This window comes from Streptomyces sp. NPDC054961 (assembly GCF_053609145.1).
The window spans coordinates 75,048-96,940 of the sequence record NZ_JBSGWY010000004.1; the positions used below are offsets into that span (position 1 = coordinate 75,048).

The 21,893-nt window shown below is 72.9% G+C and carries 16 protein-coding genes; 12 read left to right on the forward strand and 4 right to left on the reverse strand.

Translation table 11 applies throughout. From position 1 onward, the window contains the following. Window positions 1–77: 77 nt before the first annotated feature. Together ACWF9Z_RS06200 and ACWF9Z_RS06205 are read left to right on the forward strand one after the other, a co-directional pair. Complete coding sequence (locus tag ACWF9Z_RS06200; protein ID WP_453597989.1) at window positions 78–842, forward strand: MEDS domain-containing protein; 765 nt, start codon at window positions 78–80, stop codon at window positions 840–842. After that, a complete protein-coding gene (locus ACWF9Z_RS06205) occupies window positions 839–1,795 on the forward strand; it encodes an anti-sigma factor RsbA family regulatory protein (RefSeq protein WP_453597991.1) in 957 nt (318 codons plus the stop codon). Before ACWF9Z_RS06200 ends, ACWF9Z_RS06205 begins: the two co-directional genes overlap by 4 nt. A gap of 118 nt (window positions 1,796–1,913) precedes the next feature. Here ACWF9Z_RS06205 and ACWF9Z_RS06210 read toward each other — a convergent pair whose 3' ends face one another. Beyond that, entirely contained in the window at window positions 1,914–2,321 is a 408-nt protein-coding gene (locus ACWF9Z_RS06210) for a YciI family protein (RefSeq protein WP_453597993.1), read from the reverse strand. 241 nt (window positions 2,322–2,562) lie between these two features. Between ACWF9Z_RS06210 and ACWF9Z_RS06215 the strand changes: the two genes are divergently transcribed. After that, entirely contained in the window at window positions 2,563–6,531 is a 3,969-nt protein-coding gene (locus ACWF9Z_RS06215; RefSeq protein ID WP_453597995.1) for an AAA domain-containing protein, read from the forward strand. A 158-nt stretch (window positions 6,532–6,689) separates the two neighbouring features. After that, a complete protein-coding gene (locus tag ACWF9Z_RS06220) occupies window positions 6,690–9,170 on the forward strand; it encodes a SpoIIE family protein phosphatase (protein ID WP_453597997.1) in 2,481 nt (826 codons plus the stop codon). Between the two features lie 42 nt (window positions 9,171–9,212). Here ACWF9Z_RS06220 and ACWF9Z_RS06225 read toward each other — a convergent pair whose 3' ends face one another. Next, window positions 9,213–10,448, reverse strand: a complete 1,236-nt coding sequence (locus ACWF9Z_RS06225) for a PP2C family protein-serine/threonine phosphatase (protein WP_453597999.1) — start codon at window positions 10,446–10,448, stop codon at window positions 9,213–9,215. A gap of 309 nt (window positions 10,449–10,757) precedes the next feature. Between ACWF9Z_RS06225 and ACWF9Z_RS06230 the strand changes: the two genes are divergently transcribed. From ACWF9Z_RS06230 to ACWF9Z_RS06250, 5 genes are all read left to right on the forward strand, one after another. Next, window positions 10,758–11,423: a DedA family protein gene (locus ACWF9Z_RS06230; protein WP_453598001.1), complete on the forward strand. Its 666-nt coding sequence runs from the start codon at window positions 10,758–10,760 to the stop codon at window positions 11,421–11,423. Further along, entirely contained in the window at window positions 11,420–12,025 is a 606-nt protein-coding gene (locus ACWF9Z_RS06235) for a phosphatase PAP2 family protein (protein ID WP_453598003.1), read from the forward strand. Before ACWF9Z_RS06230 ends, ACWF9Z_RS06235 begins: the two co-directional genes overlap by 4 nt. 62 nt (window positions 12,026–12,087) lie before the next feature. Further along, window positions 12,088–12,702, forward strand: a complete 615-nt coding sequence (locus ACWF9Z_RS06240) for a phosphatase PAP2 family protein (protein WP_453598005.1) — start codon at window positions 12,088–12,090, stop codon at window positions 12,700–12,702. A 219-nt stretch (window positions 12,703–12,921) separates the two neighbouring features. Beyond that, entirely contained in the window at window positions 12,922–13,290 is a 369-nt protein-coding gene (locus ACWF9Z_RS06245; RefSeq protein ID WP_453598007.1) for a BlaI/MecI/CopY family transcriptional regulator, read from the forward strand. Between the two features lie 2 nt (window positions 13,291–13,292). Continuing rightward, complete coding sequence (locus ACWF9Z_RS06250) at window positions 13,293–14,228, forward strand: M48 family metalloprotease (RefSeq protein WP_453598307.1); 936 nt, start codon at window positions 13,293–13,295, stop codon at window positions 14,226–14,228. 83 nt (window positions 14,229–14,311) lie between these two features. Here the strand turns inward: ACWF9Z_RS06250 and ACWF9Z_RS06255 are convergent, their stop codons facing one another. Beyond that, complete coding sequence (locus ACWF9Z_RS06255) at window positions 14,312–15,145, reverse strand: SAM-dependent methyltransferase (protein ID WP_453598009.1); 834 nt, start codon at window positions 15,143–15,145, stop codon at window positions 14,312–14,314. A gap of 299 nt (window positions 15,146–15,444) precedes the next feature. Between ACWF9Z_RS06255 and ACWF9Z_RS06260 the strand changes: the two genes are divergently transcribed. Continuing rightward, a complete protein-coding gene (locus ACWF9Z_RS06260; protein WP_453598011.1) occupies window positions 15,445–15,870 on the forward strand; it encodes a DUF6003 family protein in 426 nt (141 codons plus the stop codon). Between the two features lie 725 nt (window positions 15,871–16,595). On the opposite strand, the gene ACWF9Z_RS06265 is transcribed toward ACWF9Z_RS06260, so the two are convergent. Beyond that, entirely contained in the window at window positions 16,596–19,526 is a 2,931-nt protein-coding gene (locus ACWF9Z_RS06265; RefSeq protein ID WP_453598013.1) for a BTAD domain-containing putative transcriptional regulator, read from the reverse strand. Window positions 19,527–19,606: 80 nt separating this feature from the next. On the opposite strand from ACWF9Z_RS06265, the gene ACWF9Z_RS06270 reads away from it, so the two are divergent. Continuing rightward, on the forward strand, window positions 19,607–21,241 hold the full coding sequence (locus ACWF9Z_RS06270; protein WP_453598015.1) for a GNAT family N-acetyltransferase: 1,635 nt from the start codon (window positions 19,607–19,609) through the stop codon (window positions 21,239–21,241). A 90-nt stretch (window positions 21,242–21,331) separates the two neighbouring features. Then, window positions 21,332–21,580, forward strand: coding sequence for a hypothetical protein (locus ACWF9Z_RS06275; protein ID WP_453598017.1), 249 nt, complete (start codon window positions 21,332–21,334; stop codon window positions 21,578–21,580). Window positions 21,581–21,893: the final 313 nt, after the last annotated feature.

The window sequence follows — 21,893 nt, forward strand, 5'->3', positions numbered from 1 at the left end:
CGGCGTATCCTTGCAGCAAGCGGTGAGGAGGCAGAGTGAGAGCGGCGCGAGCGCTGACTACGCTGGATGAGGTCGAGGTGGGAGATCACGTCTGCTGGATGATCGACGAGGCCCGGGGTCTGTCCACCGACTCCGCCCCGTTCGTCGCGGACGGAGCGCTCTTCGGGGACCGGATCGTGCTGGTCGGCTCTCCCGGGCCGCTGGCCAAAGTCCGCGGGCTGCGCTCGTTCCCCTCCTCCGCCGTGGTGATCGACCCCCTCAAGACGGCCGTGTCCGTGGTCGCCGCGGTGGACCAGGAGCTCAAGCGGGCCAGCCGCGAAGGGTTCCGTTCCGTCCGTGTCCTCGCCTGCCGCGAATCGGGGGACGGTGCCGCACCGGGCATGCCGGCGCTGCTGGACAGCGAGCTGGGCCTGGACGAGGTCGCCGCCCTCGGTGGTGCCACCGTGGTGTGCGCCTACCTTCCCGGTACGTGGGACGCCCGGGAGCGGGAGCAAGTCACGTGCGTACACCCGCAGACCCTGGGCATCCGACCGGAACTGCCCGGATTCCACATGTTCCGCGCGGGAAGCGAGGGCTGGAAGGTGACAGGCGTGATCGACTCGGACGGGGCACACGCGTTCGGGTCCGTCCTTCGGGCCGCGGCGCTCCACACCCCCGCGATCCGGCTCCGGTTCGACGACGTCGAGCTGATGGACGCCGCCGGGATGCGCGCCCTGGTCGACGCCGCGCTGCACCTGCCCGACCGCTCCGTCACCGTCGAAGGCGCCAACCGGATCGTGAAACTGACCTGGGAGCTGTCCGGCTACGCCGTACCCGAGATCCCGGTGGAGGTGCTCGGATGACCACCTCCGTCAAGCCGGAACAGCCGCAGGAAGGTTTCCGGCACGAGCTCTACCCCTACCTCGGCGAGGACGCGTTCCTGGGCGGCGCCCTGGGCTTCATCCAGGAGGCCCTCGACGCCCGGGAAGGAGTCATCGTCTCGGTACCCGGCGACCGCGAGGCCCTGCTGCGGGCCGAGCTCCCGGACTCCAAATCCGTCACGTTCGTGGACGCGGCGACTCCCGGGCGCAACCCCGGCCGGCTCCTCGCCGTCTGGCAGGACGAGATCGCCCGGCACGCCGCCGAAGGGCGGCCGCTGCGCGGCATCGGCGAGTCCGCCTGGCGTCAGGCACGGACCCCCGCGGAGGCCGCCGAGCTGCGCTATCACGAGTGGCTCCTGAACCTGGCCTTCGCGCAGAGCACCGCTTGGTGGCTGCTGTGCCCCTTCGACACGGCCGACGAGGACCCGACCGCGCTCCAGGCACTGGCCCGCTGCCATCCCCTGATCCGCCGCGACGGGTCCGCCGAACCGAGCGTCGACTACCGCCGGGACACCCCCTATGCGTTCGAAGACCTCACCGATCCCTGCGGTCCCCTCGACGAGCTGGCCTACACCCGTGGAGGCCTGGCGGCCGTCCGCGACAGGATCTCCACGTGCGCCGCCGAGGCGAACCTCACCGGGTCCCGGCTGAGCGAGCTCCTCCTCGCGGCCACCGAGGTCGCCACCAACAGCATCCGCCACGGCGGAGGCCGCGGCACTCTGCGCACCTGGACGCAGGACTCCTCCTTCGTCTGCGAGTTCCGCGACGCCGGCCACATCGAGAATCCGCTGGCCGGCCGCATCCGTCCCACCCATCAGGGCGCCGGCGGCCGCGGGCTGTGGCTGGTGCACCAGCTGTGCGAGCTCGTCGAGATCCGCTCCACGCCCCAGACCGGCACCACCGTCCGCCTCCACACCCGGCTGTCGGCGGACTGACCGCGGACACCACCGGTGCCCGGGGGGGAGGCCCCGCCCGGGCACCGGTGCGGACGGGGAGGGCGCGCACGCCCGGCGAGGGCCGGAGCGGGGCCCCGTCCCTCGCCCCACGCCGAGGTCACTCCGTGATGGTGGGCGGCGCGGCCATGAACGGGCGCACCTCGAGCCACTCGTGGATCGGCTTCCCGCCCGCGCCGGGGGCGGCCGACAGCTCTCCGGCCAGCTCGACGGCGCGCTCGTAACCGTCGACGTCGATCACCATCCACCCGGCGATGAGATCCTTGGTCTCGGCGAACGGACCGTCGGTGACCGGCGGCCGCCCCTCGCCGTCGTACCGGACCCAGGTCCCCTCGGGAGCGAGCCCCTGGGCGTCGACGAACTCGCCGGTCCCCTCGAGCCGGGCCGCGAACTCGTGCATGAACCGCACGTGGTCCGAGATCTCCTGCGGGGTCCACCGGTCCATGCAGACGTCGTTGACGGCGGCCGGGGCGCCGCGGTAGTGCTTGAGCAGCAGGTACTTGGCCATGACGCTTCTCCTCGGTACGTGCGACCCGTTCCGGTCGCTCTCACCACGGGGACGGAGCAGGCCACGGCTTCTCGACATCGTCGCCGAGACTCGTGCGAACCGGCCCCGCGCGCGCGGGCGTTCCGGTGCCGGACGCCCCGCCGGCCGGGCACCGCCCAGCTGACGGTCCGGTAGATTCGGCGATGCAACTGATCTTCAAGGGAGCGGCAGGACGCCGCGCGTCGCGACACGGGGGCAGTGGGTGCGCAGCGGACACACGCGGGACCGGCGCCGGCAGGAGCTGCTGGAGTGCTGGCGCGCGATCGAGTTGTTCAGTCCGCCGGCCATTCCGGCGCTCCCCCGCCGACGCCCCTCCACGCGCTCCGGGCCGAGGGACGAGTACGTGGTCGACCTGACGCCGGAGCCGGGCCAGGCCCCACCGCTCCTGCCGTGGGCTGCGGACCATCCGCGGACGGCGGCACGACGGGCACCGCACGGCTGGATGTGGCGGCACGACGTCTACTGCGGGGTCTTCGACCTGGAGCTGCTCCGCCAGGCGATGATCGCGGTCCTGCCCGCGGGAACCGATCCCGACCCCGGCGTACCGCAGACCGAGCTCGTGCTGTCGGGCCAGAGCGCGATGCTCGCGCTGGTCCTGGACGACGAGGGCCGACCGCTCGAGGACACGTCCGTGATCTCCGCGTGCGCCTGGGCGACCGGCCGCCTGTTCGATCCGGGACCGTCCGCACCCGGGTGGCTGGACGGGTTCGAGGAGCTCGACGAGGCGTTCGGCGGGGCGATCGACGAGCTCACGGCCACCGCGATCTCCTACGGCCCCACCGCGCAGGCCGCCGGAACGGCGTCCGCGCGGCGGCCGGGCTCCGGGGGCGGGACGGGAACGCCCGCCGGGGCCGGCGGCGGGAGCTGGCAGCTGCTGCTCGCCGAGATCCTGGGCGGCGCCGCGGTCGGCGCGGTCGGGGCCCTGCTCGGTGAGGTCGCCGGCGCCGCGCTGCAGGGCGCGGCGGAGCCCCTGATCCGCCGCGCCGCGGAATGGGTCGCGACCCGCCGCCCCGCCGAGGAGCAGGCGGAGCCCGGGCGGCCGGAGGGTACCTGGGGCACTCCCCCGGGAAGGCGGGCCGAGGAGCCGGACGCTCCCGGGGACCACGGGGCCGACGCCGGTCCCCGCGGGCTCGAGCTCACCGACGTGGTCGCGCTGACCGCGCAGATCGCCGACCTGTGCGGGGTCCAGGACCGGCTGCGACCGCGGGTGATCCGGGTGCGCAGCAGGCTGGTCCACGTGCCGCGGGACCCGCGGACGAAGGCCGCGGCCGCGGCGCCGTTCCTCAACAGTCTGCTCCCGCCCGATCTGGCCCGGGTGTCCAAGGCTCTCGACAAGGGGATCGGCCCGGCGCTGGAGGCGTACCTGACCGAGCTCGGCTCCGTCGCCGTGGGGGCGCGGACCGACGTGCGCCGGGAACGCGAGGCCGTCCTGCGAGGGGTGGCCCCGGACCTCGTCCCGGCCGGCCGCTGGCCCGCACCGGCACGGTTCCCGCTCGCGCTGAGCCAGCAGTTCGCGGTCGACCGCATGCTCGCCGACCGGGCGGGAACCGAGGGCGGGATGTTCTCGGTGAACGGCCCGCCGGGCACGGGCAAGACCACGATGCTGCGCGACCTGGTCGCCGCCCTGGTCGTCGAGCGGGCGGCGGTGCTGGCCGGGTTCGACCGGCCCGGTCAGGCGTTCACCGGCCCGGCGTGGCGGGGCAGGGACCGCCAGGGCAGGCACCCCCGCTTCGTGTCGCGGCTCGACCCGCGGCTGACCGGGTTCGAGATCGTGGTCACCTCCTCCAACAACGGCGCCGTGGAGAACATCACCGCCGAACTGCCCGGCATCGACGCGCTCGGCGCGCACTGGCGCGGCGGCCCCGACCACTTCTCCGACCTCGCCTCCGCGCTCCTCGGCGGGCCGGCCTGGGGCCTGGTCGCGGCGGTGCTCGGCAACAGGGCCAACCGCAAGGAGTTCGGGGACCGGTTCTGGTGGGGGCGGCTGCCGAAGAAGGAGACCGAAGCCCGCGAGGCCGCGGATCTGCCGCCGCTGCGCGGCATGTGGGAGGTCCTGAGCGACTGGATCCCGCCCCGGCCACAGCCCGGTGGCCGTGGTCCCCTCACCCCGGCGGACCAGGCCGCGGCGGCCGGGCCCGCCCGGCCCGTGCCCTCGTGGACCGGCGCCGTCGCCGCGTTCCGCAGCGCCCAGGCCGAGGTGGAGCGGCTGCGCGCCGGACGTGCCCAGCTCGCCGGGACCCTGGCGGCCGTGGAGTCCCCGGCGGCCGGGCAGCGGATCGCGGACCTGGAAGCCGCGGTGTCCCGGGCCGACCGGCAGGTCGTCGCCGCCACGGCGGTCCTGGACCGGGCCGCCGCCTCCACCGCCGACGCCCGGACCGCCACCGCGGCGGCCGAGGCCGGACACGGGACGGCCTCCGCGCAGGTGCCGCGGGCCCGCCAGGAGCTGGCCGCCGCCCGCGCGGACCTGTCGGCCGCCCGTGAACGGGCCGCGCACCACCGCGCGTACGCGGCCGCGCTCGCCACCCGCCACGACGCGCCCCCGGCCGTCGAGCGGGGCCTGCGCGGCGGGCTGCGCCGCCTGCTGCAGAGCGCGGCCGACCGGCAGGCCGCCGAACAGCGCCAGGAGCACACCCAGGCCGAGATCGCGTACCTCCTCGTCCAGCAGCGCGCCGCGCTCGAGGACTCGCTGGAGCAGGTCGCCGCGGCCGTGCGCGCCGAGTCCCTGGCCGCCGGCCGGCAGGCCCGGTCCGGCGCCGTCGTCGACGGGGCCGCTGCCGGCCTCGCCGCCGCCCTCGCGCACGAACGGGCCGCGAGCGCGCGGGAGGCCGCGGCGGCCACCGCCCTGCGGGACGCCCGGCAGGCCGCCGATTCCTCCCGGCGCGGCCTGCGGGCCGCCGTGGCGGAGCTCGACGCCCACGACCGCGCGCTGCGGGAGGCCGCGCGCGCCCTGCCCTCCCTGCCCCTCGGCTGGCGGCACCTCGACGAAGCCGAGCAGGAGCTCGGCTCGCCCTGGTCCGACGAGGCGTGGTCCACGGCGCGCAGCGACCTGTTCCTGCGCGCCCTCGACCTGCACCGCGCCTTCGTCGCCGGGGCCGCGCAGAGGGTCCGCGGCAACCTCCAGGTCCTCATGGAGCTGATGGCCGGTACCAACGGGAACGTCCCCGACGAGGAGGTCGAGCACGCCTGGCAGACCCTGTTCCTGCTGGTCCCCGTCGTCTCGACCACGTTCTCCTCCATCGGCAGCATGTTCGCCCGCCTCGGCCGGGAGTCGATCGGCTGGGTCCTCGTCGACGAGGCCGGGCAGGCCACCCCGCAGGCCGCCGCGGGCGCGCTGTGGCGCGCCCGCCGTGCCGTTCTGGTCGGCGACCCGCTCCAGCTGGAACCCGTCGTCACCATGCCCACGGCCCTGCAGCGCCGGCTGCTGCGCGCCTACGGCGTCGACGAGCACTGGCTGCCCTCGGCCACCTCGGCCCAGGCCGTCGCCGACCGGACCAACCGCTACGGCACCTACCTGCCGGCCCCGGGCGCCGACGACGAGCCCGTCTGGGTGGGCTCACCGCTGCGCGTGCACCGGCGCTGCGAGAACCCGATGTTCACGGTCAGCAACGAGGTCGCGTACAGCGGCCTCATGGTCCACGGCACCGCACCCGGGGCGTTCCCCGACGCGGGACGGGACGGGCTGCTCCCCAGCCGCTGGCTCAACACCGACGACCCGGCCCGGCCGTCCGAGGCGCCGTGGGGCGACCGCGACCGCCGGGCGTTCGAGTTCGTCCTCGACGTACTGCACCGGCACGGCGTCGGCGTCGAGCGCGTGCGCGTCATCGCCCCCTTCCGGGCCCTGGTCGCCGCATGCCAGAAGGTCTGCCGCGGCCGTGACGGCTGGACGTCCGCACTGATCGAGGAGCGCTGCGCCACCGTCCACAAGGCCCAGGGCAAGGAAGCCGACGTCGTCGTCCTCGTGCTCGGCGGCGGCCGGCCCGGCGCCCGCGACTGGGCGGCCCGCACCCCGCACCTGCTCAACGTCGCCGCGAGCCGCGCCAGACGCCGCCTCTACGTCATCGGCGAACGCAGCCTCTGGGCTCCCCTCCCGCACTTCGACGTCCTCGCCTCCGAGCTGACGGAGTTCCACCACCTCCACGACCGCGCCACCTGGCCACCGGTCGGCGCGTAGCGGCCGTCCGAGGGGCGAGCCCCTGCCGACGGGCAGCGGTGCGGCGATACTGAAACCTGGAGCCGACCGCTCGACCCCCCGGGCCCGTGATCACCCTGGGTAGTCGCAGCGGGACCGCCTGTTGAGCGTTCCGTCCGGCAGGTCGAAGGGTGGTAGCGATGGACGCACCAGCTCCGGGCCGGGGCGAGCGGCCAGAGGATCCGTTCGCGCTGCACAACTCGGCCTCGGCGGTACTGGACGACCACGGCAGGGTCGTCGGCTGGAGCGAGCGCGCGCAGGAGCACCTCGGCTACCCGCCCGAGGAGGTGCTGGGCCGAGCGGCGGGCGATTTCCTGTTCGACACGCGTGACCGTGACGCGGTCCTGGCCGCGGTGGCCGCGTGCGTCCGCGACCGGAGCTGGTCCGGTGTCCTGCCCGTGCTGCACCGCAGCGGGCGCCGGGTGGAGCTGGGCTTCCGCGCCCGCGCCGTCATCCGCGCCGGTTCGGCCCGCGAGTGGTTCCTCGTCGTCGCCCCGGCGGAGGAGGTGCTCCAGTGGGAAACGGACCGGTCCGTCCTGGACGGTCTGTTCCGGCGCTCCCCGATCGGCCTGTCCGTCCACGCCCCCGACCTGAGCATCCTGCGGATCAACCGGGCGCTGGCCCGGTTCACGGACCTTCCCGCGGCGGAGGTCCGGGGCCTGGGCATCGGCGACTTCCTCATCGGTCCGGACGTGGAGATCATCGAGACCCGGCTGCGACGGGTGCTGCGGACGGGCGAGCCCCTGATCTTCACCGAGCAGCCCTGCCGCCTGAGGAGCGACCCCGGCCACGAGCGGGTGGTGTCGGTGTCGGCGTTCCGGATGCAGGACTCCTCCGCCGAGATCCTCGGAGTCACCCAGTTGGTGGAGGACGTCACCGACCGCTACCGGGCCCGGCGGCGGCTCGCCCTGCTCAACCGGGCCAGCGCCCGCATCGGGACCACGCTGGACCTCGGCCGGACGACCCGGGAGCTGGCCGACGTCGCCGTCCCCGACCTCGCCGACGCCGTCTCGGTGGATCTGCTGGAGCCGGTGGCCGGCGGTGAGGAGGCCGCCGGGCAGGCGGGCGGACTGGTCCGCCGGATGGCCGTCCACTCGGTCGACGCGGAGGCACTCCAGGTGATGCACCCCACCGGGGCGGTCTTCGACTTCGATCCCCGTACCCCGCAGGCCCGGTGCCTCGCGGAACAGCAGCCCATCCTCGAACCCGTGCTCCACACCAGCCCCGGCTGGTACTTCCAGGACGCGGAGCGCACCCGGCGCGCCTTCGGCCTGGGCGCTCACTCACTGATCGTCGTCCCGCTGAAGGCCCGCGGCCTGCTCCTCGGCCTGCTCAGCCTGTGGCGGTCCGGGCGGCCCGAACCGTTCGAGGAGGACGACCTCACGCTCGCGGAGGAGTTCGCCGCGCGCGCCGCCCTCTGCATCGACAACGCCCGCCGCTACACCCAGCAGCATCTGGCCGCCCTGACCCTGCAGCGCAGCCTGCTGCCGCGGGAACTGCCCGAGCACAGCGCCGTCGAGGTCGCGTACCGCTATCTGCCGGCCGATCCCGCCACCGGCGTGGGCGGCGACTGGTTCGATGTCATCCCCCTGTCCGGAGCCCGTGTCGCCCTCGTCGTCGGCGATGTCGTCGGCCACGGCCTGCACGCCGCGGCCACCATGGGCCGCCTGCGCACGGCCGTGCACACGCTGGCCGGCCTCGACTACGCGCCGGACGAGGTCCTCTCCCACCTCGACGACCTGGTCAACCGCCTGGCCGACGAGCAGGAGCCCGCTCACGAACTCTCGCAGGGCCGGCAGATCGTCGGCGCGACGTGCCTCTACGCGGTCTACGACCCCGTCTCGCGGCGCTGCACCATGGCCCGCGCGGGCCACCTGCCCCCCGCCGTCGTGACCTCCGACGGCACGGTGAGCCTGCCCGACCTTCCCGAGGGGCCACCGCTGGGCCTGGGCGGACTCCCGTTCGAGTCCGCCGAATGGGAACTCGCCGAGGGAAGCCTGCTGGCGCTGTTCACGAACGGCCTGGTCGAGGCCCGTGGTCACGACCTCGACGAGGGTCTCGAGCGCTTGCGAGAAGCCCTCTCCCGGCCCGGCCACTCGCTGGAGGAGACCTGCACGGCGGTGCAGGACGCCCTGCTGCCCGAACACCCGCGCGATGACGTGGCACTGCTCGTCGCCCGCACCCGCGTGCTGGCGCCGGAACAGGTCGCCGCCTGGGAACTGCCCGCGGAGCCGACCGCCGCCGCCCGGGCACGGCACCTGACGGAGGCCACACTGACGGGGTGGGGACTGGAAGAACTGGCCTTCACCGCCGAAATCGTCGTCAGCGAACTGGTCACCAACGCCTACCGCTACGGCGGCGGCGAGCCGCTGACCCTGCGGCTCATCCGCGACCGCAGCCTGATCTGCGAGGTCTCCGACAGCAGCAGCACCGCTCCGCACCTACGGCGGGCGCGCACCACCGACGAGGGCGGGCGCGGTCTCTTCCTGGTCGCCCAGCTCACCGAACGGTGGGGCACCCGCTACACCCGGGACGGCAAGACCGTCTGGACGGAGTTCCCCCTGGCCACCGCGCCGGAGGGGCATTCCCTGGCTGCCGCGCACCTCACGCTCGGCCTGTGAGACCGAGGTGGTCCACGGCTCAGGGAGCGGCGGCCTGCGGGGTCACAGGCGCACGACGACCAGGGCGATGTCGTCGTGCGCACCCCGGGCCACGTCGAGACGGGCCAGCAGGGCGTCGGCGAGGCGATCGGGGCCGAGGCGGACACTGCGGGCCAGGGCCTCCGTCAACCGGTGCAGGCCTACGTCGATGTCCTCGCCGCGACGTTCGATGAGCCCGTCGGTGTACAGCACGAGGGTGTCGCCAGGGATGTAGGACAGGGCGGCCTGGGGGCGGGTGACGTGTTCGGGACGGGCACCCAGGGGCGGGTCGGTCGCCTGGTCCAGAAGGCCGCACGTGCCGTCGGGACGCAGCAGGAGCGGTGGGGGGTGGCCGGCGCTGCTGTAGGTGATCCGACGGCGGCGGGTGTCGACCACGGCCGCGACGGCGGTGGTGGCCAGCGCCCCTTCGACCGATCGGGCGTACAGACCGAGGACCTCGAGCGACCTGGCGGGCTCGTGGAGGGCCCGGACCGCGGCGGACAGCGCGCTGCGGAGCATGCCCATGACGGTGGCGGCCTCCAGGCCGTGGCCGACGACGTCGCCGACCGCGACACCGAAGCAGTCACCGGGCAGGTCGACCACGTCGTACCAGTCGCCGCACACGTTCAGCGAGCCGACCGCGGGCAGATAGCGCACCGCGACGTTCCCGTGCCGGTCCAGGTCGGGCGAGTGCAGCATCGCCTCCTGGAGCGTCAGGGCGACTTGGCGTTCACGGGCGTGCGCCTGGCGGAGTTCTTCGTTCAGCCGCTGCAGCTCCCGGGCCCGGGCGTACAGCTCGGCTTCCATCGCCTCGCGCTTCCCCAGCGTGCCGCTCCGCCGGGGGCCCGGGCGGGAGTGGACGAACTCGGTCACGTCCTCCACCCTGTGGATGATCAACGCCACCTCCCCGTCCGGCCCGAGCACCGGGGTGTTGATCGGGGACCACCACCGCTCCTCGAAGCTTCCCGGCCGGGACACGACGGGGATGTCGTACTTCTGCACCGCCATCGTGTCCGGGTCCTTCGTCCGCAGGACCCGGTGCAGCGAGGCGCCCAGGTTCCGCACCCCGTCCGCCTTCGGGTCCCCGGGATTGTCCGGGAAGGCGTCGAACACGTACTGCCCGACCAGCTCGTGCCGGCTCCGCGCGGTCGCTCCCAGGTAGGCATCGTTGACATCGACGATCACCAGCGCGGCATCGAGCACGAGATACGGGCTGGGCGTCGCCGCGAACAACAACTGGTAGTCGATCCGAGTCACCACGGGGCTCGTGCCCGTCCTTCCGCTGGTCGCGGCTGTTCCTGCCAGCGTACGAGGCGCGCGGCGTCCGCGCCGCCCGTGAGCCTGCGCCATCGGTGTCGTACGCGGCGCCCATGGCTGCGGCGGTCGCGGCCGCAGCTGCCGCTCCGGCGGCGACCTTGCCCGCGACGGGAGCACTCGGCCCGGGCTCGGTCGTCTCCACCCCCTCGATCGTCTACAGTGCAGTAGACCGTCTACTTGACTGTAGTCACTGAGGGGGGCCTCCGGGCCGCCCCTCTGTGTCCGAACCAGCGAGAGAGGCCGATTCCGTCCATGGCCACGTCCGCTTCCCCCGCGCTCGCGGTGAACCTCCTCGATGCCCATGCACTGCTCACGACGTTCGGCGTGATCGGCATCGCGGTGGTGATGTTCGCCGAGACCGGGCTCCTGGTCGGCTTCTTCCTGCCCGGCGACTCGCTCCTGTTCACCGCGGGCCTGCTGTGCGCCGGCACTACCGACAAGAGCACGGCCCTGTCCCTGCCGGCGGTATTGGCCGCCTCCGTGGCCGGCGCGCTGGCCGGCGCCCAGTGCGGTTACCTCATCGGCCGCAGGGCGGGCCCCGCCCTCCTGGCCCGCAGCCGCTCCAAGAAGCTCCACGAGGGTGCCGCACGGGCCGAGGAGCTCCTGGCGAAGTACGGGCACGCCAAGGCGATCGTGCTGGCGCGGTTCGTACCGGTGGTCCGCACGGTCCTCAATCCCCTCGCGGGGGTCCTGAACATCCCGGCCCGTGTCTTCACGTTCTGGCAGGTCGCGGGCGGCCTGCTGTGGACGGTGGGACTGGTCCTGGCCGGCTACGCCCTCGGCTCGTCGATCCCCAGCGTCGACACGTACCTCCTGCCGATCGTGGGCCTGATCGTCGCGGTCTCCCTGCTGCCCGTGGCGATCGGACTCCTCCGCTCCCGGCGGAGCGGCAAGCACCAGAACGGAACAGCGCGATGACCCCCGGCTACAACGGATCGGACATCGACGGCAACGCCTACATCGACGTCACCGACATCGCCCACCGGACCCCGGGCTGGCTCAACGACGTCATTTCCGGCTGGTCCCTCTACGGCCTGGCGCTGTTCGCCGTACTGATGCTCGTGGCGTGGTGGCGGGCCCGCCGCGCCGGATCACCGTCGGCCGTCACCGCGCTGGCCGTTCCCCTGATCACGCTCGCGGGCTTCGGCGTCGATCTGCTGCTCAAGCTCGCGGTCCGTGAGGACCGGCCCTGCCAGAGCCTGCACGTGGCCGTGCTGGAGTCCTGCCCCGCCCCCGGGGACTGGTCGTTCCCCAGCAACCACGCCGCCATCGCGTCCGCCGCCGCGGTCGCCCTGCTGTTCGTCTCGCGCCGCCTGGGCGCCGTCGCCCTGGTCGCGGCGGTGCTGATGGCGGCCTCCCGGGTGTGGGTCGGCGTGCACTACCCCCACGACGTCCTCGCCGGATTCGCGCTCGGCGCCCTGGTGGCCGCCGTCTGCGCCCGATCCGTCCGCGGCAGGCAGGGCGTACTGGCCGACCGGCTCGCCGGCGGCCGCCTGCGCCCGCTGCTGACCACCGCGTGAACCACCCCCGCGCATCCGGCCCCACCGGTCCGGCCACGGCCCGCCGGGCCGGAGGGGCGGCCGTGGCGTCCTTCGTCCTCCTGGCCGCACTCGCGCTCTGGGTGACCCGGACCCCCGGCCACCTCCTGCCGGGCGATGCGGGCCTGCACCGCTGGTCCGTGGCGCACCGTCCGCCCGGCGCCGCGGCTACGGCCCGCGCGGTCACCGACACCGGCACGGGCGTCATCCCGTACGCCGTGCTGCTGGCGGTCGGCATGTACCTGGGGCGTACCGCTCGCCAGCGGTGCACCGTCGCGCTCGCGCTGATGCTGTGCCTCGCCGCGGGGCAGGCACTGCGGTACGCGCTCATGTCGCTGGTCGCACGGCCGCGCCCGCCGGTCGGCGACTGGGCCGCCCACGCCTCGGGGTGGTCCTTCCCCTCAGGTCACGCCACCACCGGGGCGATGACCGCGGCCCTCGTTCTCGCCGCGCTGGCCCTTGGCGGCAGGGGCACGTCCCGCCTCGCCGTCGTCGTGATCGCCGCGTGGGGAATCTCGGTGGGGCTGACGCGCGTCTACCTCGGTGTCCACTGGTTCACCGACGTGCTGGCGGGCTGGCTCTTCGCCCTCGGGTGGGTGTCCCTCGCCGCCTGGGCATACCTGCGCCGGGCTCCGGCCCCGGCCCTTGAGGAGGAGTGAGGTGGACAGCCGCATGCTCGTGGTCGAGGACGGCCATCCGCTGCGGAACGTGATCCTGGGAGGGTCGCACGAAGAGGGCCTCGACCCGGTGCCCGCGCCGGACGGGCTCCGTCAGCCCTCGGCACCGACGCGCCCGACCGAACGGGAACCCCTTACTCTGTCTACAACGGAGTAGTCGACTCACGTCGCGGCACCCACCGCACCGGTCAAGGGGGATCCATGGCAGACGAGGGCGATCGACGACCCGCCGGAGAGCTGGAGTCCAGCGTGCTCGCCGCGCTGTGGGCCGCCGGGACAGCCCAATCGGCCGCCCAGGTCAGAGCGGCGATACCCCAGGATCTGGCGCGCACCACAGTGGCCACCCTCCTCGGGCGCCTGTGTGACAAGGGTCTGGTGGGGCGTCGACCCGGCGGCCGCGGGTTCGTCTATTTCGCCGTGCAGGACACCCACGGACTGGCTGCCCGTCGCATGCACCGTGAGCTCGACGGGGGCGGCGACCGGAGCATGGTGCTGGCGCGGTTCGTCGAAGGCCTCGCTCCACACGACGAAGCCGAACTGCGGAGGCTCCTGCAGGAGGACCACCCGTGATCATGCTCTTGGTGGCTCCGCTCCTGCTGCCCTGGATCCTGCCTCCGCTCGCACGGCGGACCATCGAGAGGGTGCGACCGGACATGGCCCTGTGGGCGGTTACCGTCGGCGCGGCCGTACTGGCACTCGGCGTCGTCACCTGCCTGGGCGCCCTGCTCCTTCCGCTCGCCCTCAGCCTGCCCGTACTCGCCGCACTCGCCCACCTGCTCCACCCCCTCCAAGCCGGCCCGGCGGCACTCGTGGCCTGCATCTCGATGCTGGCCAGTGGCGCGCTCGCCGTCGCCGCGACCGCCACGGCCCGTGGCGTCAGGGCAGAGGTGGGGCGCCTGCGCGCGGCCCGGGACCTCGTGGCAGGGATCCCCGCGGCAGGCGGCCTCTGCGTACTCGAGGACGACCGGCCCGACGCGTTCGCCCTGCCGGGAGGAACACGCCGAACGGGCCGGATCGTGGTGACCTCGGGCATGCTCCGGGCCCTTGACCCGGGCGAGCGCGAAGCACTCCTGGGACACGAGCGCGCCCACTTGGCCGGCCACCACCATCTGTTCCTGGCCATCGCGCAGCTCGCCGGGTGGTGTCATCCGGCGTTGGCGTCCGTCCTTCCTGTCGTCTCCCTCGCCGCCGAACGCGCGGCGGACGAAGCCGCCGCCCGCGCCTGCGGGGACCGGCGGCTGACCGCACGCGCCATCGGACGGGCCGCCCTGGCCTCGACGGCCTGCCGTAACGGCCTGCGGGCGCCGGCCATCGCGGCCCGAGGAACCACCGGCCCTGTACCGGCACGGGTCAAAGCCCTGTTCGCGCAGGCTCCGGCGCGGCGTGTCGTACCCACGGTGCTGGCCATGGCCCTTCTCTGCGGGGCAGCGGGTGCCTCGTCCCTCGGCGGAGCCGTCTGGCTGCACCGAGGCGTGGAAGTGGCACAAGGCGAGTACCCCTCCGAGTAACCCGGCGGAGTCGGCCGCGTCCTCCCTCGGCCCTGCGGGGTCGCCGTGACGCGAGGCCCGGCGTTCGCCCCTGCGCGGGCGATTCAGCCCTTGCGGGCGATGCCGCCGGCGATGCTGCGCTGGGCCGCGTTCAGCTCGTTCAGCTGAGGGCCGTCGGGCCACCAGTCGGCGCACCGCACCAGTCCCGGAGGGACCATCTCCAGACCGTTGAAGAGTTCCTGCAGTTCGGCCCTGGTGGAGAAGGTGCCGCTGCCCATCATGCTGTGCAGGAACATGTCCTCCATCTTCCGGGCGGTCGCGCTGTACTCGTCCTCCGGGTCCAGGAAGTGGCTGATCGCCACGTAGGAGCCGGACGGCAGCGCGTCGATGTAGGCCCGCATGATGTCCTCGCGGGTGCGGGTGTCCTCGCCGTTGTAGTGGTGCAGGGTGCCCAGTTGCAGCAGTGCGATCGGCTCCGTCCAGTCCAGCTCGGTCCGCACGACGTCGTTCGTCAGCAGCTTCTCCGGCTCGAAGATGTCCGCGGCGACGAAGACGGTGTTCTCGTTCTCCTCCAGCAGGGCCCGGCCGTGGGCCAGGACCACCGGGTCGTTGTCCACGTAGACGACGCGCGCGTGCGGGTTGACCCGCTGCACCACGTGGTGGACGTTCTCCGCGGTCGGAAGGCCCGAGCCGCAGTCCAGGTACTGGGTGATGCCGGCCTGCCGGGCCAGGAACCGGCAGGCCCGGATCAGGAAGCCGCGGTTCTCGACCGCCAGGTCCGCGGCCTCCGGAGCCGCCTTCTGCACCCCCCGAACCACCTCGCGGTCGACTTCGTAGTTGTCCGTCCCGTTCAGGAAGGCGTCGTAGACCCTGGCGATGCTAGGCCTGGTCGGATCGATGTACGAGGGCACGGACTTGTCGGACGTCGCGCTGGACATGGGACCTCACCGGCGGTGTGAAGGGCGGCGTAAGGGATCGGTCCACGACCCTAGACCGGTGGACGTACCGGCCACGGGCATTCCCGCCCACAGCGCCTGCATCCCACCCGTATGTGCGACGTCCGGCACGGATGGTCCGAGGGCCGTTCGTGCGGACGAGATCCAGTACGCGGACACCGACCCGGCCGTCGCCGACCCCGGCCTCAACCCCGACCCGAATGGGTCAGCTTGGCCGCGGAAGGGGAGGGTAGGAGCGGGACGAACGTGTACGGCTACAGCGTGTCAGGAGAGTGCCCGCGATGACGGATGACGCCTACCTCTTTCTCGCGATGACTTCGGACGGCTGGCAGGGGACGCCGCTGGCCCTCGTCGGGGGCCTGGAGTGCCTGGAAACCCCGGCCGTCCGGGCCTGGTTCACGGCCCAGGGCGTGAGCCCCGCGTCCCCGGCCGTCCGCGTGGTTCCCCCGGAGCAGACCGGACTGATGCCGAAGGAGGCCGAGCGGCTCCCGGTCCCGCTGAGCGAGGAGGAGCTGGAACGGGTCCGCCGCGCCACGGCCACGGACCGCGTGGCGGGCATCGAGGAGGAGCTGATCGCGTTCCGCGACAGCGAGGACAACCGTGACGTCCTGCTGCGCCGGGCCCTCGCCGCCGGTGTACCGGCGCACCGGATCGTCGAACTCTCCGGGGTCGACCCGACCACATTGTCCTCGGCCTCCCGCGGCTGAACTCCCCCGGCGGGAGACCGGGACACACCGCCGCCGCCGACCCGGCGGGAAGATCCTCAGGAGTTGAGGAACGCTCCTGAGGCGCAGCGTCGGCTGCGACGACGACGACCGCTTCGCGTACTTCGGCCTCGGGTACCCCGAGCCCGCCCGCCGAGCGGACGTCGTCGCCTACTACCGGGCGGCAGCCACCCACGACGGCTGGCTGCCGGCACCGCCCGAGCCGGACCAGCCCGCCTCGCGCCACGACCCGGCCGGCGACCGGATCGGCCTCTGCTTCACCAAGCAGATCGACGGCGCCACCTCCCATCTCGCCGTGTCCTGGGCATTCGACGGGGAGCAGGGCTACACGGTGGAGGCCCGGGCGAGCCGGAGCGGCGGCTCCTGGCGTCCGTGAGCCCGGCCCCGGGCGACGGCGGTGATTTGCCGCCGGGTATACACCTACCTCATGCCGAACAGCCACGACCCTGCGCGAAAGCCCGTCGATCGGCTTTCCCTCCCGGGCGAACCGACCGACTGACGGCCCCGAGACGGCCCGGCACCATCGCGAAAGCCCCCTTCCGGCGGATCTCGCTCACCGGTTCGGGAACGCCGGGGACTGGCCGCACAGGCGACCGCGGGAATCACTCCCGGGGGCCACTACTCGCAAAAGCGACGGTGAGCACCCCGCGCGGTCCATGCCGCTCCACGGATGCTGAACGCGCGTTCGAGGTGCTGGTTGATGGCGTTCAAGACGGCTGGTCGGTGGTGGATGCCGACGGTTCGGGCTCGCTCGGAGTCGGCGGCAGCCCGGTGAGAAAGGTGCGGATCTCGTCGGCCTCGGGGACCGCGAGGGCAGTGTAAAGGCCAAGGGCCTGTCGGGCGTGGTCGTGGGCGAGGTCGATGCGGCCGACGTCGCGGTGGACGTGCGCCAGGCCGTCGTGGGCGCGGGCCTGCTCGGGGCGGTAGCTGAACTCGCAAGCGATGGTCAGCGCGTTGTGGTGTTCGGCCTCGGCCTGGGCAAGGTTGCCCATGGACCGGGCGGCCTCCGCTAGGGCGTTGAGCGACTCGGCCTCGTCTCCGGGGAAGTCGAACCTGCGGCTCAGGTCGAGGGCCTGGCGGTGATGGTGCCGGGCCTCGTCGTAGCGGCCTTGCCGTTGGTACAGCAGCCCGATGTTGTTCAGCACGACGGTTTCGCCGATGCGGGACCCCGTCTCGCGGTACGCGATCAGCGATTGCCGGTGGTGCTCGTGGGCGTCCTCGTAACGTCCTTGTCGTTCATGGACGATGCCGAGGTCGGTCAGGCATCTGGCTTCGCCACCGCGATCGCCGAGCTCCCGGAAGAGCACGAGCGACTGCGCGCACTGGTCGTGGGCCCGGTCGTATTCCCGCCGCCGCGTGGAGACGGTGCCGAGGGCCGCCAGTGCGCTGGCCGCGGGGCCCTGGTCGCCGATCTCGCGCGCGAGGTCCAGGGCGTGCCGGAAGTGCTCGGCCGCTTGCTCGTGGTCACCGCGCCACCAGAAGTACACCTGCCCGCGGTCGATGAGCGTACGGGCTTCGGCGGCTGTGTCGCCGCTCCGGCGGGCGGCTCGCAGCGCCAGGCCATTGAGGGCCAGGGCGTCGGCCTGGTGGGCGTGGCCCAGCAGGTAGCGGTGCAAGGTGGCGGCCAGTTGGCCGACGTGGGGGAGCCAGTCGTGCTCGGCCGCGTACTGGGCGGACGCCATGAGGTTCGCGCGTTCGCCGTCCAGCCAGGTGATCGCCTCCGCCTCGTCCCGCGGGGGCCAGGCCGGGGTGTCCGGCGCGGGGATTCGCGGCCTGCGGTTCCTGCCCTCGGGGTAGAGGTGGTCGATGGCCGCGCACGCCGTGTGGAGATAGTGGTGGAACAGCCGGTCGAGGGCCTCGCGCTGGGCGCCCGGCGGTTCCTGGACGGCCGCGGTGGCGAGGGCGTGTTCGCGCAGCAGATCGTGGAAGGTGTAGCGACCGAGCTGGTGCTGGGTCAGGACGTGGGCGTCCAGGAGGTCTTCCAGGAGCGTCTCCGCCTCCTCCAGCGGGAGGGCGGCCAGCGCGGACGCCGCCTCGGGGCTGATATCGCGTCCTGGCTGGAGCCCCAGAAGCCGGAACATCCGCTGCTGGTCCGCGGTCAGCTGCTCGTAGGACAGCGTGAACGCCGCTGCCACTCCTCGCTCCGAGGTGGCCAGCTCGGAGAGCCTGCGGCGCTGGTCCCGGAGCCGGTCGGCCAGGTAGGCGACGGTCCAGCGCGGGCGATGGTGCAGGCGGGCGGCGGCGATCCGGACGGCCAGCGGCAGGAATCCGCACAGCTGCAGGACGTCGAGAACGGCCAGGGGTTCGGCCGCCGCCCGTTGGCCGACGATCGCCGTGAACAGTTCCAAGGCGTCCGCGGCGGGCAGCACGTCCAGGGACAGGGCATGTGCCCCGTCCAGGTCGGTGAGCCGCCGGCGACTGGTGATCAGGATGAGGGCACGGGAAGAGCCGGGCAGCAACTGGCGTACCTGGTCGGCGCCGAGGGCGTTGTCCAGCACGGCCAGCACGCGGCGGCCGACGAGTTCGGACCGCCACAGCGCGGCGCGGTCGGCGACCGACGCGGGTATCTGCTGGGTGGGCACGCCGAGTTGTCCCAGGAGTATCTCGAGCGCGGTACCGGCGTCGAGTGGCGCCTGTCCGGCGGTGTGCGCCTGCAGGTCGATGAAGAGCTGTCCGTCCGGGAAGTGGTCCGCGAGGCGGTGTCCCGCGTGGACCGCGAGCGTCGTCTTGCCTACCCCGGCCATTCCGTCGATCGCCGAAATCGTCACGACGCCACCGTTGTTGCCCGACCATAGGCGGATCAAGCCGTCCAGCTCGCCCTCGCGTCCGGTGAAGTCCGGGACGTCGTAGGGCAGGAAGTTGATCCCCTGCGGCTTCGCCGACGCGGTGACCGGTGGCCGTAGACCGGGGGCGTCCCGCAGGATGTCCTGTTCGAGCTTGCCGAACGCGTGGCCGGGGTCCAGTCCCTGCTGATCGGCCAGGGTCGCCCGGAAGGTCCTTGCCACGTCCAGCGCGTCGGTCTGGCGTCCGGCGCGGTGCAGGGCGAGCATCAGCTGCGAGCAAAGCCGTTCCCGCAAGGGGTTGGCGGCCGCGTGGACGGACAGTTCGTCGATCAGGTCTGCGTGACGCCCCCGGGCCAGTTCCAACTCGGCCAGGCGCTCGACGGCGGTCAGTAGTTGGCCGTTGAGCCGCACTCTGGCGCTCTGGACGTAATGGGCGGTGATGTCGGCCAGCGGCTCCCCCCGCCACAGCACCAGCGCAGCACGTATCTGGTCCGCGGCGTCCCCCGGCTCGTCGGAGACGGCCGCTGCTCTGGCGGTCAGGCTGGTGAACTCGTCCAGGTCGAGTTGCCCCGGCTCGGGGGTGATCACGTACCCGGCCGGTCGCGTGACCAGCATCCCGTCTGCTTGCGAAGCGCGCAGCATCCGTCGGATCGCGGCGATCGTGGTCTGGATCTGTGCGCGGGCGGAATCCGGTGGCAGCGGCCCCCACATCGCGTCGATCAGGCGATCCGTACTGATCGCGACCCCGGCGTGCAGCAACAAGTAGGCGAGTACCGCACGATGACGGGGTGCCAGGCCGGGCACATCCGAACCGGGAGCCACGGCCTCCACCGGGCCGAGGATCGTGAACCGCATGCCGTTACTCCCGGGGTCACCAGTGCGTGCATCGAAGAAGCATCGCGAATGTATCAAGATCAAGCCGCATGGTTATCGGCATGTCACTCCACACCGTTGAACCGGAGATCGCGACCGGTGAAACCGCAGCTCTGTTCACCGCCACGCACCGGGCCCTGGGGGTCATCCCCAACTTGGCCAGGGTGATGGCCAACAGCCCGGCCGCACTGAAGGGGTACTTGGGCGTCATCACCACGCTGAGCGCGGAGGGAACCCTGCCGGCGGAAGTGCGCGAGAGCATCGCGTTGCTCGTGGCGCAGGAGAACGGGTCCGACTACTGCCTGTCCGTGCATGCGTTCCGCGGGACCGTGGCGGCCGGGCTGAGTGCGGCCGAGGCCACCAGCGCACGCCGGGGCAAGGCCGACGACCCCTGGGCCGCCGCAGTCCTGGAGCTGGCCGCCGCGACGGTTCGCGACCGCGGAACCGTCGCCGACGAGCAGCTGGCCGCGGCCCGGCGCGCCGGCCTGTCCGATGGGCAGATCGTCGAGGTCATCGCCCATGTCGCTCTCAACGTGTTCACCAACTACCTCGCCACGGCAGCCCGTGTCGACGTCGACTGGCCGCTCGTGCGCCACACCGACTGGACGAACGCCCCAAGCACGCGAAATGCCCCAAGCATCCGAAGTACTCCAAGTATCCGACGTACACCCGACTCGACCACGAAGGCCATCACCTTGCCCACATCAGCACGAGTCAACCCGCTCCAGCACGTCTCGACCGCCGAAGCCATCGCCTGGCATCGGGTCGTCGCGGCCTCGACGGCCCACGACCTGCCCGGCGTTCCGGCCCTCGACCCCGGACAGGTCCACGCCCAGCTCACCCAGCCCGCTCTGGGCAGCCGCCGGCTGATGTGGCTGGCCACCGGCACGGACGGGGTCCCCATCGGAGTCGCCGCCCTGCGGGTGTTCACCTCCGCGGGCCAGGAGCACCTGGCCGAGCTGGAACTCCACGTCGACCCCGCACACCGCCGCCTGGGAACCGGCTCCCTCCTGCTGTCAGCGGTCGTTGCCGCCTGCCGCGCCGAGAACCGGCGCAGCCTGATCGCCACGGCCGCGGCCGACGGTCCGGGCGAAGCCTTCAGCGGACGACGGGGCTTTCGCCGGGCACTGGCCTTGAGTCACCTCGTACTGCGCCTCGACGAGACGGACGGGGCCGACCTGCTCCGGATCGCCGACGCCAAGCACCCCGGGTACCGGCTGACTGGCTGGACCGGAACGGTTCCGGACGGCCTCGCCGCCGCTTTCGCCGCTGCCAAGAACGCGATGAACGACATGCCCGTCGGTGACCTGGACTACGGGACTGTGGCGTGGGACGCGGACCGCGTTCGCGCCATGGCCGCGGTGGTCGCCGACCGCGGGGACACCCTGTTGACCGTCGCCGCCGTGCACGACAGCGGCTCCATGGCCGGCTACACCGAGATCCTGATCCCCCGCGGTGCGCCGCCGCGGGTCCAGCAGTACGACACGGCGATCGTGCCAGAACACCGGGGCCACGGGCTCGGGTTGTGGGTCAAGGCCACCATGGCGAACCGGCTGCGCACCGAGTACCCCGCCGTCGTCGAGATCGAGACGGACAACGCCGACGACAACGTCCACATGCTGGCGGTCAACCACCGCCTGGGGTTCCGCTCCTACCGGCGCACGTGCGAGCTCCAGCTCGACGTGCCCGCGACCTGATCCGTGGCCACCGCCATCTCCACCCCCACATCCACCCCCACCCAAGCCTCACCCCACCTCCGACTCGAGGAAGCGAGAAGCGAGAAGCACGTGCGAAGGCTCATCTGCTACATATCCGCCGCTCTGGACCGCCCCATCGCAAGGGCCGGAGCCCGCGCGACCCATGACCCGGTCCTGAAGGCCGGGCCCACCAGCCCGTACGCCTACCTGACGCAGTACGTCGCCTCCCGCACGGTTATCAGGTCCGATCCGGCGGTGACCGTAGCCCAAGACCCGCTCGGCGGGCGGGCGTTCGACACCGGCTTCCCCCTCACTCACTTCGCGAAGGTGCTGTCATGAACGTCTCCTCCTCCACCCTCTCCCTGACCGTCGCCGACGTGGACGCCTCCCGCGCGTTCCTGTGCACCCACCTCGGCTACGAAATGGCCATGGCAGACGACGGCTTCGTGTCCCTGAGGCGCGAAGACGCCGCCGTAGACGTCGTCCTGCTCCGCGGAGGTACGGACGTCCTCCCGCCCGAGCAGCGCGACCAGCGGGCGGCCGGTCTGATCCTGGCGCTCACCGTCTCCGACCTCGCGGCGGAGGAGGCCCGTCCTGCGTCAGACATCGGATCTGACCTCATAGGGCTGCTGCCCGCCAACCCATTCTTCAG

What these genes read in the sequence shown, in the direction of transcription:
- ACWF9Z_RS06205 (WP_453597991.1), top strand. Translation starts at nt 839, where the DNA reads ATGACCACCTCCGTCAAGCCGGAACAGCCGCAGGAAGGTTTCCGGCAC.
- ACWF9Z_RS06210 (WP_453597993.1), bottom strand. Translation starts at nt 2,321, where the DNA reads ATGGCCAAGTACCTGCTGCTCAAGCACTACCGCGGCGCCCCGGCCGCC.
- ACWF9Z_RS06220 (WP_453597997.1), top strand. Translation starts at nt 6,690, where the DNA reads ATGGACGCACCAGCTCCGGGCCGGGGCGAGCGGCCAGAGGATCCGTTC.
- ACWF9Z_RS06230 (WP_453598001.1), top strand. Translation starts at nt 10,758, where the DNA reads ATGGCCACGTCCGCTTCCCCCGCGCTCGCGGTGAACCTCCTCGATGCC.
- ACWF9Z_RS06235 (WP_453598003.1), top strand. Translation starts at nt 11,420, where the DNA reads ATGACCCCCGGCTACAACGGATCGGACATCGACGGCAACGCCTACATC.
- ACWF9Z_RS06245 (WP_453598007.1), top strand. Translation starts at nt 12,922, where the DNA reads ATGGCAGACGAGGGCGATCGACGACCCGCCGGAGAGCTGGAGTCCAGC.
- ACWF9Z_RS06250 (WP_453598307.1), top strand. Translation starts at nt 13,293, where the DNA reads ATGCTCTTGGTGGCTCCGCTCCTGCTGCCCTGGATCCTGCCTCCGCTC.
- ACWF9Z_RS06255 (WP_453598009.1), bottom strand. Translation starts at nt 15,145, where the DNA reads ATGTCCAGCGCGACGTCCGACAAGTCCGTGCCCTCGTACATCGATCCG.
- ACWF9Z_RS06260 (WP_453598011.1), top strand. Translation starts at nt 15,445, where the DNA reads ATGACGGATGACGCCTACCTCTTTCTCGCGATGACTTCGGACGGCTGG.
- ACWF9Z_RS06265 (WP_453598013.1), bottom strand. Translation starts at nt 19,526, where the DNA reads ATGCGGTTCACGATCCTCGGCCCGGTGGAGGCCGTGGCTCCCGGTTCG.
- ACWF9Z_RS06270 (WP_453598015.1), top strand. Translation starts at nt 19,607, where the DNA reads ATGTCACTCCACACCGTTGAACCGGAGATCGCGACCGGTGAAACCGCA.